Source organism: Streptomyces sp. NWU339 (genome assembly GCF_003143855.1).
Taxonomy (GTDB): domain Bacteria; phylum Actinomycetota; class Actinomycetes; order Streptomycetales; family Streptomycetaceae; genus Streptomyces.
The window spans coordinates 46476-61674 of the sequence record NZ_QFRK01000036.1 but is presented as its reverse complement, the minus strand read 5'-3'; the positions used below and the strand labels follow the sequence as shown (position 1 = coordinate 61674).

12 protein-coding genes are annotated in these 15199 nt (G+C 71.5%); 8 read left to right on the top strand and 4 right to left on the bottom strand.

Going from position 1 to position 15199, the window contains the following annotated elements:
- Positions 1-25: 25 nt before the first annotated feature.
- Positions 26-340: a hypothetical protein gene (locus DIZ27_RS31535; protein ID WP_109381839.1), complete on the bottom strand. Its 315-nt coding sequence runs from the start codon at positions 338-340 to the stop codon at positions 26-28.
- A 244-nt stretch (positions 341-584) separates the two neighbouring features.
- Here DIZ27_RS31535 and DIZ27_RS31530 point away from each other — a divergent pair, with 244 nt between their 5' ends.
- The 6 genes from DIZ27_RS31530 to DIZ27_RS31505 all read left to right on the top strand — a co-directional run bounded on the left by DIZ27_RS31530 (position 585) and on the right by DIZ27_RS31505 (position 5785).
- On the top strand, positions 585-959 hold the full coding sequence (locus tag DIZ27_RS31530) for an ArsC/Spx/MgsR family protein (protein WP_109381861.1): 375 nt from the start codon (positions 585-587) through the stop codon (positions 957-959).
- Positions 960-1073: 114 nt separating this feature from the next.
- Positions 1074-1763, top strand: a complete 690-nt coding sequence (locus tag DIZ27_RS31525; protein ID WP_109381838.1) for a hypothetical protein — start codon at positions 1074-1076, stop codon at positions 1761-1763.
- A gap of 239 nt (positions 1764-2002) precedes the next feature.
- Positions 2003-2125 carry a hypothetical protein gene (locus DIZ27_RS47600; RefSeq protein ID WP_109381837.1) on the top strand — a complete coding sequence of 41 codons (123 nt, stop codon included), beginning with the start codon at positions 2003-2005 and terminating at the stop codon, positions 2123-2125.
- A gap of 119 nt (positions 2126-2244) precedes the next feature.
- Positions 2245-2922: a winged helix-turn-helix domain-containing protein gene (locus DIZ27_RS31515; protein ID WP_109381836.1), complete on the top strand. Its 678-nt coding sequence runs from the start codon at positions 2245-2247 to the stop codon at positions 2920-2922.
- A gap of 80 nt (positions 2923-3002) precedes the next feature.
- Positions 3003-4019, top strand: coding sequence for an SDR family oxidoreductase (locus tag DIZ27_RS31510; RefSeq protein WP_109381835.1), 1017 nt, complete (start codon positions 3003-3005; stop codon positions 4017-4019).
- Positions 4020-4234: 215 nt separating this feature from the next.
- The gene (locus DIZ27_RS31505) at positions 4235-5785 is read left to right on the top strand and encodes a DUF1996 domain-containing protein (protein WP_109381834.1); all 1551 of its coding nucleotides are present in this window, start codon (positions 4235-4237) and stop codon (positions 5783-5785) included.
- A gap of 95 nt (positions 5786-5880) precedes the next feature.
- Here DIZ27_RS31505 and DIZ27_RS31500 read toward each other — a convergent pair whose 3' ends face one another.
- A complete protein-coding gene (locus DIZ27_RS31500) occupies positions 5881-6324 on the bottom strand; it encodes a hypothetical protein (RefSeq protein ID WP_109381860.1) in 444 nt (147 codons plus the stop codon).
- Between the two features lie 169 nt (positions 6325-6493).
- Between DIZ27_RS31500 and DIZ27_RS31495 the strand changes: the two genes are divergently transcribed.
- Both DIZ27_RS31495 and DIZ27_RS31490 read left to right on the top strand, forming a co-directional pair.
- Positions 6494-8443: a hypothetical protein gene (locus DIZ27_RS31495; RefSeq protein ID WP_109381833.1), complete on the top strand. Its 1950-nt coding sequence runs from the start codon at positions 6494-6496 to the stop codon at positions 8441-8443.
- 64 nt (positions 8444-8507) lie between these two features.
- Positions 8508-9203 carry a TetR/AcrR family transcriptional regulator gene (locus tag DIZ27_RS31490; RefSeq protein WP_109381832.1) on the top strand — a complete coding sequence of 232 codons (696 nt, stop codon included), beginning with the start codon at positions 8508-8510 and terminating at the stop codon, positions 9201-9203.
- 39 nt (positions 9204-9242) lie between these two features.
- Here the strand turns inward: DIZ27_RS31490 and DIZ27_RS31485 are convergent, their stop codons facing one another.
- Together DIZ27_RS31485 and pulA are read right to left on the bottom strand one after the other, a co-directional pair.
- The gene (locus DIZ27_RS31485; protein ID WP_109381831.1) at positions 9243-9605 is read right to left on the bottom strand and encodes a 5-carboxymethyl-2-hydroxymuconate Delta-isomerase; all 363 of its coding nucleotides are present in this window, start codon (positions 9603-9605) and stop codon (positions 9243-9245) included.
- Positions 9606-9658: 53 nt separating this feature from the next.
- The gene (gene pulA, locus DIZ27_RS31480) at positions 9659-15076 is read right to left on the bottom strand and encodes a pullulanase-type alpha-1,6-glucosidase (RefSeq protein ID WP_109381830.1); all 5418 of its coding nucleotides are present in this window, start codon (positions 15074-15076) and stop codon (positions 9659-9661) included.
- Positions 15077-15199 lie beyond the last annotated feature (123 nt).

The window sequence follows — 15199 nt, the reverse complement described above, 5'->3', positions numbered from 1 at the left end:
AGACCCCGCCCGTCGACCCTGTCGGCTAGCGGTTGCAGCGCATGAAGGAGCGGACCATGCGGCAGGTCGTGTTCGACGGCGGGTGGATTCCGATCAGTTCCGCCGTGCTTCGTATCGTCTCGTCGGGTGCCTGATCGGGCAGGTAGACGCCGGAGTCGAGCAGGGCGATGGCGAGCCGCATCGCCTTGAGCCGGCGGTTGTGCGTGACGTACCACTCCCGCGGGCGGCCCGGCGGCAGCGGCCGCTTCTCAACGGGCGCGCAGGGCGTTTCGAGCAGGACGGGACGCTTCGCGGTGGACTGGGTGGGCAGGGGCTTCGGCTTCAGTGCGGCAGCGGGCACGGCATCCTCCTGTCGCGGTCAGGGTGCCCACCGAGATCCACGCCGATCCCGGCAACACCCTCGAACACTGCTTCCAGTTTACTGCCCGGCACTGACATCCGAAGGCCCCGGAGAAGTCACCGAACGCCCAGGTGAAGAAGGTGTTCCGGCTGTGGAACGCCTGGTTCGGAAGGTGCCCCCCGGGGGCGATGGGGAATTCGAACAGCGGCTCGGCGGAGAGCGGAGGGGGCGTACGGTGAGCGGCATGGAGATCTGGATCAATCCGGCCTGTTCCAAGTGCCGCAGCGCCCTCACCCTGCTGGACGCCGAGGGCGCCGACTACACCGTCCGCCGCTATCTGGAGGACGTGCCGAGTCAGGGCGAGATCCGTGAGGTGCTGGAGCGGCTGGGGCTGGAGCCGTGGGACATCACCCGCACCGGGGAGGCGGCCGCCGGGGAACTCGGGCTCAAGGAGTGGCCGCGGGACGCCGGTTCACGGGAGCGCTGGATCGCGGCGCTCGCCGAGCACCCCGAGCTGATCCAGCGTCCGATCATCACGGCCGAGGACGGCACGGCGGTAGTGGCCCGCAGCGAGGATGCGGTACGGGACGCCCTGTCCCGTCAGACGCCTGACGCCTGAGACCAAGCGGCTGTGACGCAGGCCACTCCGGGGAGTCCGCCGGACCGCTGAGTAACTTCGTTCGGCATCTCGTACATAGCGGCGTACGTTCCCCTACCGCTTCAGGAGGCGCGCATGTCGCGCAGGAGAACTCTCGGCCCCAAGAAGAAGCTCGCGTTGCTGCTGAGCGCCGCGACGGTGGCCGGCGGCGGTGCTTTCGTCATGGCGAGCACGTCGAATGCCTCCCAGACGGCGGCGTCCACCACCAAGTCGGCGGCCGACTCGACGGTCTGCCAGGGTCTCGCCACGGCGCTCGGCAACAACCAGAAGTTCATCGAGGGCCAACGGGCCAATCCCGATGCGCAGTCCGAGGCGCGGATCGCCAACCGCGAAGCGGTCATCGCCGAGATCGAGCTCAAGCAGAGGGCGTCCGGGTGCACGGTTGGGGAGTCGGCTCAGGACTCCCAGCTGGCACAGCCCGCTCAGCCCGCGCAGCCCGCTCAGCCCGCCCCCGGTGAGCAGGCCGGCGGGGGCGACGCCGCGCAGAACCCGGGCGGCGACGGCGCGGCGGCCTCCGGCGAGCAGGTGTGCAACGGCTCCACGGTCACCCTCTCCGGTGAGGCCGGCGCCCCGGCGGCGTCCAGCAACCAGTTCCCGGCCGGGACCAAGCTGAAGGTCACCAACCTGGACAACAACAAGTCCACGACGGTGGAGGTCACCGGGGTGTCCGGCAGCTGCGCCCTGCTCAACGACGCGGCTTTCGAGCAGGTCCGGGAGCCCGGCAAGTTCCTGATCCGCCGGGCGCTCATCGAGAAGGTGGGCTGACCCCGGGCCGCCACAAGCCCTCCGGGGCGCGGACCCAGTTCGGGGGGCGGGGCGTGCCACGGTACCGCCCCGACCCGGGTCGCCGCCTCGGGGTGTGACGGGAGCCCTTCCCTGCTCGACCGCCGTCGAGAGCGGGGGAGGGCTCCCTGCGTTCAGGGAGGAGCGAGAAGCCCGCACCCCACAGTCCACGTGGTGAACCGGGGCTCCTGCCGGGAGCCTTGGTCTGCTTCAATGGGGGCATGGACGGTTTCCGGGAGCTCATCGCGACAGGTCGTCAGGACCTCGAGCCCTTCTGGCCCTCCCGTCAGCACGACGACTTCGACCGCGAGTGTTGCCGCGCGACGACCGCGCCGGCCCTCTGACGCCGTACCTCCCGGCCTTCCGCCGGCGCGAACCGCGTACGTCCTCGACCGGCCCGACCACGAACTCGTGGCGGTCGAGTCCTCTCGACGAACCCTTCGCGCGAAAGAGCTGACCCCTCATGGCGACCACTCGTTCCCTCTCCCCCGCAAACTCCACGAATCCCGTGAACCTCGCGAACGCTGCGACCCCCGCGAACTCCGTGCGCGCCGCGAACTCCGTGACCTCGGCGTCCTCCACACCCGCCGCCCCCATCGCGCCCCGTACCGTCCCGGCCGACGGCCGTCCCCGCCACCGGCTGCGGGCCGTCGCCCCGGACGAGGTCGTCACGGTCGCGGACCTGCTCCCTCCGGGGGCCACCTGGCTGCCCGCACCGCAGCACACCCTGCCCGTCCTGCCCGGACGCCCGCCCATGGTCGGCTACCTGGTGCTGGTCCCCGCCGACCAGCAGCCGCCGTTCCCGGTGGCGGTACCGGACGCCGACCCGTCGTCCGCCCCCGCCGCGCCCCCTGGGGACGACGTGCCGGTCCGGGTCGACGCCGTGCGGCGCACCGCCGAGGTGGACGGGCGGCAACTCGACCTCACCTACCTGGAGTTCGAGCTGCTCGCCCATCTCGTGGCACACCCGAACCGGGTGCACACCCGCGACCACCTGGTCGCCACCGTGTGGGGCTACGGTCATGTGGGCGACGGCCGCACCGTCGACGTCCACGTCGCCCGGCTGCGCCGCAAGCTGGGCGCCGAGCACCGGGGCAGGATCCAGACCGTGCGCCGGGTCGGCTACAAGTACACACCCTGAGGGCGGCCTGTCCCCGCTCTGCTCTGCCCTCGGCAGATTCCTGTTCCCCCGGCCCGCCCGACCCGGCAGAGTCGGACGGTATGAGGCTTCTGATGCTGGGCGGTACGGAGTTCGCGGGGCGGGCCGTGGTGGAGGCGGCGCTCGGGCGGGGCTGGGAGGTGACCGTCTTCCACCGGGGGCGGCACGAGGCCCCGCCGGGCGTCCGGTCGCTGCTGGGCGACCGGACCGCCGTCGACGGTCTGGCCGCCCTGGACGAGGCGGCCGGTGAGTGGGACGTCGTCGTCGACACCTGGTCGGCCGCCCCGCGCGCCGTCCGGGACACGGCGCGGCTGCTGCGGGGCCGCGCCGGACGGTACGTGTACGTGTCGAGCTGCTCGGTGTACGAGTGGCCCGCGCCCGCCGGGTACACCGAGCAGGCCCCGGTGGTGGCGGGCGCCCGCGCGGACGCCGACCTCACCGAGTACCCGCAGGACAAGCGGGGCGGCGAGCTGGCCGCCGTGGACGCCTTCGGCGCGGACCGGTCGGTGCTGGTGCGGGCGGGGCTGATCCTCGGGCCGTACGAGAACGTCGGCCGACTGCCCTGGTGGCTGAACCGGATGGCACGCGGCGGCCCGGCCCTCGCTCCGGGGCCGCGTGACCTGCCCGTCCAGTACATCGACGTCCGCGACCTCGCCGAGTGGATCCTCGGGGCGGCCCAGCGGGAGCTGAGCGGCCCGTACAACCTGTTCGGCCCGCAGGGGCACGCCACGATCGGCGCGCTGCTGGAGGCGTGCGCGGAGGTGACCGGGGGCACGGCCGAGCTGCGGTGGACTGCGCCGGAGGTGATCCTTCAGGCCGGCATCGAACCGTGGACGCAGCTGCCGGTGTGGGTGCCGCCGGACAGCGAAGCGCACGGCGCCCTGCACTGCGCGGACGTCTCCCGGGCGGTCGCGACGGGGCTGCGCTGCCGTCCCGTCGCCGAGACCGTGGCCGACACCTGGCGCTGGCTGCGGGCCGTCGGCGGAACGGCACCCCATCGCCCGGACCGGACGCTCAAGGGGCTCGACCCGGAGGTGGAGGCGAAGGTCCTCGCGGCCGGGGGAGGCCAGAGCCGGTGAAACCGGACCCGCACCCTCACTCGACGTCCACGATCGACAACTACCCGTATCGCAGGGGGTGTTGAAACCAGAGTGCCGTACGAACTTCTCATCAATTTCCGAGACGGGTGAACACCCGTGGGGCGGCTCCCGTACTCAAGGGAGCCGCTTCACTCCTGTCGGGCGCCTCGATGCCCCGCAATGGGATGCCCCGCAAGGAAGGTCAGAGGAGTTCAATGGGACGCAATACAAGAAAACGCCGTATGCCGTTGGCCGCCAAAGCCGTGGCCGGGACGGCGGCCCTGGCGCTCGGTGGGGGCGGGCTGGTCTGGGCGAACTTCTACGCCTCGGCCGGCGAGTCGGGCCCGTCGCAGAACCGGACGAAGACGAGCGCGGCGCAGATCGCCACGATCGACTGCCCGGACGTCGGCCAGCAGCTCTCCGACGTGCCGGACCAGGCCCGCGGTGAGGTCGACGGTGAACTGGCCTCGATGGACCAGCAGATCACCGACGCCTACCAGCGCCTGGTCACCACGCGCCAGGCTCAGGCCGGGGACTCGCAGTACGTCCAGAATGCCATTCTGGGTCCGCTCAAGGACCGTCGTAAGGTGCTCCTCGACCGGATCAAGCTGGAGATCAACCGCGCGGGCGGCCAGGCCCCCGGGAACCTGGACGAACTCGCCCCCTGCTCCGGCCGCCCCGCCGACCAGCCGCAGCCGACCGACGGTCAGAACGGCGACGGTCAGAACGGCGACGGTCAGAACGGCGGCGGTCAGGACAACGGCCAGGGCAATGACCAGGGCCAGGACAACGGCCAGGGCCAGGGCGAGGGGCAGACCCCGAACGACAACGGCAACGGCGCCGCGGGCCCGTTCGCCGATGACTTCATCGACATCAACGACGTCCAGCCGAACTCGCGCGACCTGCCGAACGGTCTGGCCGCCAACGGCAGGTCCGGTTCCAAGGGCAGCTTCACCACGAAGTGCGGCGTCAACGAGAACAAGCTGCACAACAGCGACAACATCATCGTGGCCCCCGGTGTCGCGAACGGCGCGCACCACATGCACGACTACGTCGGCAACCAGAACAACAGCTCGCTCTCCAGCGACGACGACCTGGTCGCCGCCGGGACCAGCTGCCAGAACCAGGGCGACAAGTCCTCGTACTTCTGGCCGGTGCTGCGCGTGCAGGACGGCACCCAGGAGTTCGACGCGGCCGACCAGGGCGGCGGCGCCGAGGGCAACGTCGGCAGGATCCTGCAGGCGCAGGAGGCCCAGCTCCGGTTCGTCGGCAACAAGCGGAGCAAGGTCGTCGCGATCCCGAAGCTCATGCGCATCATCACCGGTGACGCCAAGGCGTTCACCAACGGTCTCAAGAACGCCAACACCTCGTACAGCTGCACCGGCTTCGAGGACCGGCAGTCCACGGACAAGTACGTGCTGTGCCCCGAGGGCAGCCAGCTCGTGCGCACGTCCAACTTCCAGAGCTGCTGGGACGGACAGAACGCCGACAGCGCCAACCACCGTGACCACGTGGCGTTCGTCCAGGCGGACGGCAGCTGCCCGAACGGCTTCAAGGCCATTCCGCAGCTCCAGGTCCGCCTGGTGTACGACGTTCCCACCCCGACCATCGAGAACGGTCAGGTGAAGAACCCGTACGCAGTGGACAGCTTCCCGGAGCAGCTGCACAAGCCGATCACCGACCACAACGACTTCATCAACGTCATGGACGAGAGCCTGATGAACAAGGTGGTCAAGTGCATCAACAAGGGCAAGAACTGCACGTAGTCCCCTCGGTCGCCCACTGAGAGGAGGAGGGCCGGTGGCGGGGATCCCGCCACCGGCCCTCCTCTCGTGTGCCCGGTGCGCCCGGTGCCGCTCGTTCAGCCTCCGTGCCCGGCGTGGCCGGAGGCGTGCGCACCGCCGCCGTGGTCCATGCTGCTGTGGTCGATGCCCTCCTCCACGTCGCCGCCGAGCCGGCCGCGCAGGTCGTCGAGCACGTTCTCCTCGCCGACGGCGACCCACTTGCGCCCGACGAGGTAGTGACCGCCGTAGTCCTTGGCCATGTCGATCCACTCGCGCTGGCCGCGGTCGGTGGCGAAGGTGGCCAGGACGTACTTCTCCTTGCCCGCCTTGCAGATGGCCTGACGGATCGTGTCGGCGTCGGTCTGCATGTCCGGCTTGCACTTCGCCTCGGCGGCCAGGTGCTCCAGACTGCCGGTGGCCGTGGCGGGCACCTCGCTCTCGGCTCCGCCGGACCCGCAGCCCGCCAGTGCCAGGACCGCCACCGCGCCGGTCAGCGCGAGCATCTGTCGGGTCAGCCTCATGAGTTCCTCCGGTCCTTCCGGCGACATGCCGCACGGAGCCCCGGCACGGGGCTCTCCGCCTTCGATACGGCTCCGGCGCGTGCAGTGCTCAACACGCACGCGGCCGAGTCGGGCGACGCCGTCCGGACGGCCCAGTGACCTACCGGCCGGTTGGCTCGTTCTGCTGGGCGTGCAGTCACAGCATGCCGCCCAGCGCCCCCCGCACTCCTCCTCCTCCGACGGCCCGGTCGTCGATGTCGAACAGGCCGAGGCCGCGCTCGCCGAGCACTATCCGCGGCTCGTCCGGCTCGCCTACCTGCTGCTGCCGCCGGGTACGGGCCGGAGCAGGCGGGTACTGACCGCGCACGCCCTGGCCCAGCGCGCACTGCCCCGCGGCCGCACCGCGGCGCCCGTGATCCCCGCCCAGACCGTCCAGTCCGCCGAGGCCCCGCAGGCCGCCCCGTCCCCCGGGCGGGACGGCGATCCCGGGTACGCGCTGGTCCGGCTGCAGGTGGTGCGTACGGCGCTGCGGGCGGGCGGGCCGCTCAGGCGGGCGCTGCTGTCACCGCCGTTGCCCCGGGTGTGGGGGCTGCGGTTGCACCCGCGGTCCGGTGGCGCCGACGAACTCGCCCTGGACCAGCGGCTGTCCGCCCTGTCCGGACCGGCCCGCGCCGCCTACGTGCTGCGGGGCCTCGAGCGGCTCGCCGACGAGGACGTGCGCAAGGTGCTCACCGACGCGGGGGTCGCCGACGCGGCCGCCGCGCTGTGCGAGGCCGACGAGGTGCCGGCCGAGTACCGGCTGCTCGACTCCCCCGAGTTCGACCCCTGCTCCCTCCAGGCCCGGCCCACCGATCTGCTGCGCCGCCGCCGGCACCTGAAGGCCGCGCTGACCGCGGGGTGCGCGCTCGTCGTCTGCGGCGCGCTGCTCGGGCTGCCCGGTGACGGCTGGGGGCCCGACGGTGCCGCCGCGCCGCCGTACGCGCGGAACCCGGCCGCGCAGGCCGCCCTGGACCCGGCGAAGCTGACCCGGGTCTCCCCCGCCGCCTGGAAGACCTCCGCGCGCACCGACTTCTCCGTGTGGCCCGCCCGCGGCGACCTGACCGGTGACACCGACCTGCTGCGCCGCGCCCTCGCCGTGTGGGCCCGGCCCGGCGAGCGGGTCCAGGCGTCGGCGACGCCGGGCACCCCGTCCGGCGGCCCGGCCGGGCCGCCCCAGCTGCTGTACGCGGGGACGGTCGACAGCGCGCGCGTGGTGATCCTCCACGACGGCCTGCGCATCGCCAGGTACGCCGAGCCGAAGGGCGGCGCCCGGGGCGCCGTCCTCGACCTCGCCCGGGTCGACGGCGCGGACAGGGCCGGGGCGAGTGCGGTGGTGCTGAGCCGGGTCGACGGCAACGTCCGTTATCTGACGGCCCCTTGGGTGCGTGAGGCCCGTCGGCGGGACCTGCGCGAGCCCGACACCGGCGCGACGGACCTCACGCTCGCCGACGGTGTCACCTCGCCGCTGGCCAGCCCGGCGCTGCGGGCCGGCTCGTGCACCTCGTGGAACGTGCTGGAGCTGACCGACGGGACCGGCACCCGGCTGATGACCGACCTCGCCGAGCTGGTCCCGGCCCGGCTGACCGCGGGACGGCCCGGGGCCGCCGGCAAGACATCCGGCGCCAAGGCGCTGCGTGCTGCCTGGGCGCCGTTCGCGTGCTCGCTGGCCTCGGTGCGTTCGGCGGGCGTCCGGAGCGTGAACACGTGGGCGTTCGCCGAGCAGCCGCTGCCGGACGGCGGGGCGGGCCCGGCGGACTGGGTGTGCACGCGGGCCGAGACCTGGCGGGGCGGTGGCACCCGGGTACTGGCGCAGTTCCACACGCCGGGCGGGCCGTTCGGGACGGTGGTGGCCAAGGCCGAGGACGTCCCGCAGTGCGGGGCGCGTGAGCCGCGGGTGCTGGCCGGGGTGCTGTGGAAGTCCCCGGCGGGCACCTGGTACCTGCTGGCCGCCGGCAGTCGCGGTACGACGTCCGTCACCGCGAAGGGCGGTGTCGAGGGCACCGCGCAGGGCAACCTGCTGACCGTCGAGGCCGAACGGGGCGCCCAGGCCGACCTCGTGGGCACCCTGAAGGACGGAGGCTCCCTCACCGGCCTCGGCTGACCCGGTGATCATCACCGCCCGGTCCGGACCGTTCGAGTCCGGAATCGATCGGTAGGCTGGGGGCATGACTACCGGGGCACGCCGCAGAATGGGAGTCGAGGAGCGCCGGCAGCAGTTGATCGGCGTCGCCCTCGAACTGTTCAGCCGTCGCTCGCCCGACGACGTCTCCATCGACGAGATCGCATCGGCGGCCGGTATCTCGCGCCCGCTGGTCTACCACTACTTCCCCGGCAAACTCAGCCTCTACGAGGCCGCGTTGAGGCGGGCCTCGGACGACCTCGCGTCGCGGTTCGTGGAGCCACACGAGGGCCCGCTGGGAGCTCGGCTGCTGCGCGTGATGGGCCGGTACTTCGACTTCGTCGACGAGCACGGGCCGGGTTTCTCCGCCCTGATGCGCGGCGGCCCGGCAGTCGGCTCCTCGACCACCAACGCGCTGGTCGACTCCGTACGGCAGCGGGCGTACGAACAGATCCTGTCGCACATGGGCGCGGTGGACCCGCCCGCGCAGCTGGATCTGGTGGTGCGTTCCTGGATCTCGCTCGCCGAGTCGACGGCGCTGATCTGGCTGGACGGCCGGCGCATACCGCGGGCCGAGCTGGAGGCCCAGTTGGTGCACGACTTCGCGGCGCTCGCCGCCGTCGCCGCGGCGCACGACGAGGAGCTGAGCAGGCTGCTGCGCGGCCTGCTCAAGGACGAGCCGGGTGACGGGCCGTTCGCCGATCTGGTCACCCGGCTGATCGCGCTGGCGTCCTCGCCCTGACCGGTCGCCCGGCTCCTACTCTCCTACTCCCCTACTCTTCTACTCTTCGAACTTCCGGTACGAAGCGTCGAGCTCGCGTACCTCCGCGGAGGCGTGCAGGACCGTGCCGTCGAGAGACTTCACGTGCTGCCGCACCAGCTCCAGGACGGCCTCCGTGAGCCGGGCCTTGGTCTCCTCGGTCCGCCCGGGGAGCAGTCCGATGTGGACGTGCACCAGGGCGTGGCCGTCGATGTCGGGGCCGACCACGACGTCCTCGGTCCGGCGGAACCGGGTCTTGCACGCCGCCGGCCTCGCCGCCGCGATCTCCACCACGGTGGTGTGCAGGTCCCGTGCGAAGGCGGGCCGGTCGAAGTCGAAGCCGGCCTTCAGCTGATCGGAGTAGTCGACGGTGATCTGCGGCATCGGTGGGCCCTCCAGTTGCAGGTCGGAGGGCCCACCTTAGCCCGCGCCGTCCGTCAGCCGGTCGTGGTGAACACCGCGACCGTGCGGGCCGGGACGGTGAAGGTGCCGGTCTTCGCCGCGTAGGACGAGGTCTTCACCACCGGGTCCGCCCCGGCGGCCTGCACCGGGTGCAGGCGGTGGCCGGTGCCGGCGAGGGCGTCGACGCGCTGCTCCTGCTGCTTCGGCGTGGCGTTGAACACCACGACCAGGTCACCGAGCCGCATCGTGATCACGCCGGGCGTCTCGCCCTTTCCGGACAGCGGGAAGGACAGCCGGGACTGCACCTGCCCGGCGGTGTCGAGGGAGAAGACCGGTTCCGTCGTACGGATCTTCAGCAGGTCCCGGTACGCGGCCGAGGCGCCCTCGATCTGCGGGCAGCCGACCTGCACCGCGCCCAGCAGAGGCTTGGCATAGGGCCACTTGTCCGCGTTGTCGGCGGCCGGCGGCAGACCGCGGCCGAAGCCGTTGCCGGCGGCGCAGTTCCAGTGGATGGCGTTGAACCAGTCGCCGCTGTCGTAGGAGTTGCGGTCCAGGGACTTGGAGCGCAGCAGGTCGGTGCCTGCCTGGGAGAGGGCCGGGCCCTGGGACAGGGTGGCCGTCGCCATGGCGAGGACCTGCGCACGCGCCCGGTCGTCGGCGCTCACGGAGCTCGGCAGCTTGAAGGCGAGCGCGTCGAACAGGGACTCGTTGTCGTGCGCGTCGGCGTAGGCGAGGGCGTCGCCGGGGGCGTGGGCGTATCCGGCCGGGGAGCCGTTGTAGTCGACCTGGGAGCCCTTGACCTCCTTTCCTTCGGTGTCGGTGAAGCGGTACTCGGCGAGGTTGCCGCTCAGACCCACCTTGATCAGGTCCTGGTAGTGCAGGAGCCGGGCCTTCTGCTCGGCCTCGGTACCGTTGCTCTTCGAGGAGTTCGGGTCGGTGTGGAGGCCGGACGCGAAGCCCTGGACGCCGGGGTCCTCGTCGAAGGGGCCGCCGCCGCGGACGGCGTCACGGGCCCGGTCGGAGAAGGTGGCGATGCCGGTGCCGGCCATGTTCTGCTGCGTGGCCTGCTCGAAGCGGGCGTCGTCGGCGATCTCGCCGAAGTTCCAGCCCTCGCCGTACAGGATGATCTTCTTGCCGTCGACGCCGTCCTTCTTCGGGGTCAGCGCGTCGAGGGCCTTGCGCACGGCGAGCATGTTGGCCTTCGGGTGGTGGCCCATGAGGTCGAAGCGGAAGCCGTCGACCTTGTACTCCTTGGCCCAGGTGACGACCGAGTCGACGACGAGCTTGCCCATCATGGCGTTCTCGGGGGCCGTGTTGGCGCAGCAGGTGCTGTTGGCGACGGAGCCGTCGGCCAGCAGCCGCTGGTAGTAGCCGGGCACGATCCGGTCCAGGACGCTGGTGTCCGCCTGGCCGCTCGCCGCGGTGTGGTTGTAGACGACGTCCAGCACGACGCGCAGGCCGTCCTCGTTGAGCGCCTTGACCATCTTCCGGAACTCGACCGTGCGGGTCGTGCCCTCCGGGTCGGTGGCGTAGGAGCCCTCGGGGACCGTGTAGTGGTACGGGTCGTAGCCCCAGTTGTAGGCGTCCTTGGCGGCGGCCTTCGCCACGCACTCCTGCTGCTTGTCGGAGTCGGCCGGGAAGGAGGCCAGGTCGCAGTCGACGGTGGCCCGGTCGGACTTCTTCTCGGGGATGGTGGCGATGTCGAACGCGGGCAGCAGGTGCACGTACGAGGTGCCGGCCTCGGCCAGCTCACGCAGGTGCTTCGAACCGTCGCTGTCCTTGTCGGTGAAGGCGAGGTAGGTGCCGGGCTGCTTCGCCGTGCGGTCCTCGACGGAGAAGTCGCGGATGTGCAGCTCCTGGATCTGGGCGTCCTTCAGCGGTACGGCCTTCGGCTTGTCCAGGTCCGACCAGCCCCGGGGGGCGAGATCGCGGTCGCCGAGGTCGACGACGAGGCTGCGCGCGGAGTCGGTGGTCAGGGCCAGCGAGTACGGGTCGGTGACCTTGTTGGTGACGACCTCGCGGGTGCTGGGCGCCCACACCTTCACCACGTACCGGTAGGGCTTGCCCTTCCAGGACTTCGGACCGGTGACGGACCAGACGCCGGTGGCGTCGTCGCGCCGCATGCGGGCGGTGGAGCCGCCGATCTCCAGCGAGACGTCCTGCGCGGTCGGTGCCCACACGGAGAGCGTGGGCCGGCCGTCGCGGAAGACGGGGCCGAGCTCCGCCCTGGTCGCGCCGGCCGCGTACAGGTCGTCGAGGACGCCCGCGGTCTGCACTCCGGTCGCGGCGAGCACGGCGCCGGTGGCGGCCCGCTGGGAGGCGACGACCTGGCCGCGCAGGGCCTCGCGCACGCGGTCCCGGTCGCGCGGGTCGACGGTCCAGGCGGTGTCGTCCTTCAGGTGCGGGAACCTCGCCTTCTGCGCGTCGGTGAGCGACGTCTTCGTCAGCCGGAGCACGCGCATGTCGTCGCCGCCGGTGAGCGTGCCGTCCTGCGCCTTGATCGAGCCGGTCCGGGAGGCGAGGAGCTGGGTGGAGGCGGCGGCGTCGGAGCCGTTCCAGACGACGGTGTCCCGATCGATCCAGACCGCCTTGGAGGCGGTCAGGTCGAGGGCGGCCGCGGAACCGGCGGGCTGCGGCAGCAGGTACCTCTCCTGGCCGCTCACCAGCCACACCTCATGGCCGTTGGCCTTGAGGTCGAGCGACTGGTCGGACGGGAGGTCCTTCTCGTCGCCCTTGTGGATGATGTAGCTGAGACTGGTGGCACCCTCGGTGAGCGGCACCTCGAAGACCGCGCCGTAGGCGTCGGTCCTCACCGGCTTCAGGGGGTTCGACCAGTCGGTGGGGTCCGCGGCGCCGGTCCAGGTGTGCAGACCCCAGCCGTCGTAGTTCCCGTCCGTGCGGTGGTAGTGGAGGATCGCCTTGGTCGTGTCCTGGGCCGGGTACTCGGGGCGTTCGGTGGTGACGGTCTCCTTGCCCTGCTCGATCCAGATCTCACCGGTCCTGGTGACGTCGATCGTGCGGTCGGTGGAGACGTCCTTGTTGCCGTCCTCGTCGATGACGAGGAAGCCGACGTCCGAGGCACCGGGCTTGAGCTTGACGTACGCGAAGGCGCCGTAGGCGTCGCGGCCGGTGAAGGGGTGGCTGTCCGGCCATTCGGTGGCCTCGCCCTCGGCGAGGTCGCCCCAGGCGTACAGGCCCCAGTCGTCGTAGTCGCCGTCGGCGCGCTGGTAGTGGACGATCGCGTGGTCGCGGGAGGCGGCGGAGGGCGGCTCCTCGACGGGCGGGGCGCCGGTGGTGGAGGCGGCCGTCGCGCTCGCGGTGCGTCCGGCCGAGTCGATCACGACGGCCTTGTAGCGCAGGGCGGTGCCGGCGGGGACGTCCGCGCCGATGGTGTGGGTGACCTTGTGGGGGGCGTGGTCGGCGGAGCCGAGGGTCCGCCACTTCCCGTTGCCGGTCTGGGCGGCGAAGACGACGCGGTTGAGCTGTCCGCCCTCGACGTCGGCGGTGAGCTCGACGGTGCCGGTGGCGCCGGCCTCGGGGGCCTTGAGGGTGACCGTGGGCTTCGTGGCGGGCCGGCCGAGCCCGCCCGCGGCCTTGAGGACGATCGCCGAGCCGGCCGGGACGGTGACGGTGATCTTCCGGTCGGCGCCGCTGGTCACGGAGGCGTCGGTGCCGTGAATGCCGCGGAACGCCATGCGGGCGGAGTCGGTCGCGAAGGTGGCCTTCTTCGCCTCGTCGGCGTTGTTGAAGGCGACGACGTACTCGGTGGTGTCCTTGCCGGTGCCGGTGCGGGAGAAGGCGTGGACGCCGGGGCCGTCGGCCGCGTACCGCTGCTGCTGGACGCCGTCGGTGAGGGCCGGGTGGGCCTTGCGGAGCTCCGCGAGGGCGCTGATCTGCCGGTAGAGCGGGGCCTTCGTGTCGTAGGTGTCCTCGGCGTGGGTGCGGTCGGTGCCGATGAGGTCGTCGTCGAGGTAGTCGGCGGTGCGGGACGCGAACAGGGTCTGGCGGGCGTCCTTGTCGCCGCCGGCTCCGGTGAAGCCCTGCTCGTCGCCGTAGTAGACGACCGGGTTGCCGCGGCTGAGGAACATCAGCTCGTTGGCCAGCATGGCCTTCTTCAGCAGTTCGGCGTCGGACGCCTTCGGGTTGTCCTGCTTGAGGAACGTCCCGATGCGGCCCATGTCGTGGTTGCCGAGGAAGGTGACCTGCTCGTAGGCGTTGGCCTTGTCGGTCGTGTACTTGTGGTCGTCACCGAAGACGGCGGCCGGCTTCTCGGCGCTGCCGCCCTGGGAGACGTACTGGCGGGCCGCCTCCTGGAACGGGAAGTCGAGGGTGGCGTCGAGGCGGCCCTGGGTGACGTACGGGGCGGTGACGTCCGTGTCGGCGGAGTAGACCTCGCCGAACATGAAGAAGTCGTCCCGGCCCTTCTTGGCCGCGTAGGCGTCCAGGGCGGTGGCCCACTGGGTCCAGAACTCCATGTTGACGTGCTTCACGGTGTCGATCCGGAAGCCGTCGATGTCGAAGTCCTTCACCCACCGCTGGTAGATCTTCTCCATGCCGTCGACGACCTCGGGACGCTCGGTCCACAGGTCGTCGAGGCCGGAGAAGTCGCCGTACTCGCTGGACTCCCCGGCGAAGGTGGAGTCGCCCCGGTTGTGGTACATCGCCGGGTCGTTGAGCCACGCCGGAACCTTGACGTTCTTCTTCGCGGCGGGGACGACCGGGGTGCGCGGGAAGGAACCGGCGTCGACGCGCGGGAACTTGTTCGCGCCGTCGGCGTAGTCGGCGTCGTCGAAGGGCTTGCCGTCCTTGGTCAGGTAGGGGAAGGCGCCCTTGGAGAGGTAGTCGTAGGACTTCTCCTCGTAGTCGACGACGTCGGCGGTGTGGTTGGTGATGACGTCGAAGAAGACCTTCATGCCCTTGGCGTGGGCCTTGTCGATGAGGGTCTCGAGGTCCTTGTTGGTGCCGAAGTGCGGGTCGACCTGGGTGAAGTCGGTGATCCAGTACCCGTGGTAGCCGGCGCTCGCGTCCTTGCCGGTGCCCTGGACGGGCTGGTTCTTGAAGATCGGCGCCATCCAGATGGCGGTGGTGCCGAGCCCCTTGATGTAGTCGAGTCTCTGGGTGAGGCCCTTGAGGTCGCCGCCCTGGTAGAAGCCCTTGTCGGTGGGGTCGTACCCGGTGGTCAGGCGCGAACCGGTGAGCCCGCCGCGGTCGTTCTTCGGGTCCCCGTTGGCGAACCGGTCCGGCAGCACGAAGTAGAACTGCTCCCGGGTCAGGTCGTGCCGCGCGGGCTCCTTCGCCAGGTGGGCGTCGGACGGGGGCTTGGGCGGTGCGGCGGCGGCACTCGCCGCCAGGGGCTGCACGAGGGCCGCGGCGAGGGCGGTCGCGGTGACGGCGGCGATCCGCCTCCCCCGCACGGTGCGGCGCCTCGGGGGCGCGGGCCATCTGGGTATCAAGGCGTGAACTCCTTGCGATTACGGCTCATTCGGGTCCGACCCCACGCCACGGCGCGGCCTGTTTCGGCCACGGCACCGGGCTTCGGGCGTGACGTTATCGCCGTTGAAAGCTTTACAGCAAGG

Bases quoted from the DNA above. Each gene is read 5' to 3' on its own strand.
- DIZ27_RS31530 (WP_109381861.1), top strand. From the start codon at position 585: ATGGAGATCTGGATCAATCCGGCCTGTTCCAAGTGCCGCAGCGCCCTC.
- DIZ27_RS31525 (WP_109381838.1), top strand. From the start codon at position 1,074: ATGTCGCGCAGGAGAACTCTCGGCCCCAAGAAGAAGCTCGCGTTGCTG.
- DIZ27_RS47600 (WP_109381837.1), top strand. From the start codon at position 2,003: ATGGACGGTTTCCGGGAGCTCATCGCGACAGGTCGTCAGGACCTCGAG.
- DIZ27_RS31515 (WP_109381836.1), top strand. From the start codon at position 2,245: ATGGCGACCACTCGTTCCCTCTCCCCCGCAAACTCCACGAATCCCGTG.
- DIZ27_RS31510 (WP_109381835.1), top strand. From the start codon at position 3,003: ATGAGGCTTCTGATGCTGGGCGGTACGGAGTTCGCGGGGCGGGCCGTG.
- DIZ27_RS31505 (WP_109381834.1), top strand. From the start codon at position 4,235: ATGGGACGCAATACAAGAAAACGCCGTATGCCGTTGGCCGCCAAAGCC.
- DIZ27_RS31500 (WP_109381860.1), bottom strand. From the start codon at position 6,324: ATGAGGCTGACCCGACAGATGCTCGCGCTGACCGGCGCGGTGGCGGTC.
- DIZ27_RS31490 (WP_109381832.1), top strand. From the start codon at position 8,508: ATGACTACCGGGGCACGCCGCAGAATGGGAGTCGAGGAGCGCCGGCAG.
- DIZ27_RS31485 (WP_109381831.1), bottom strand. From the start codon at position 9,605: ATGCCGCAGATCACCGTCGACTACTCCGATCAGCTGAAGGCCGGCTTC.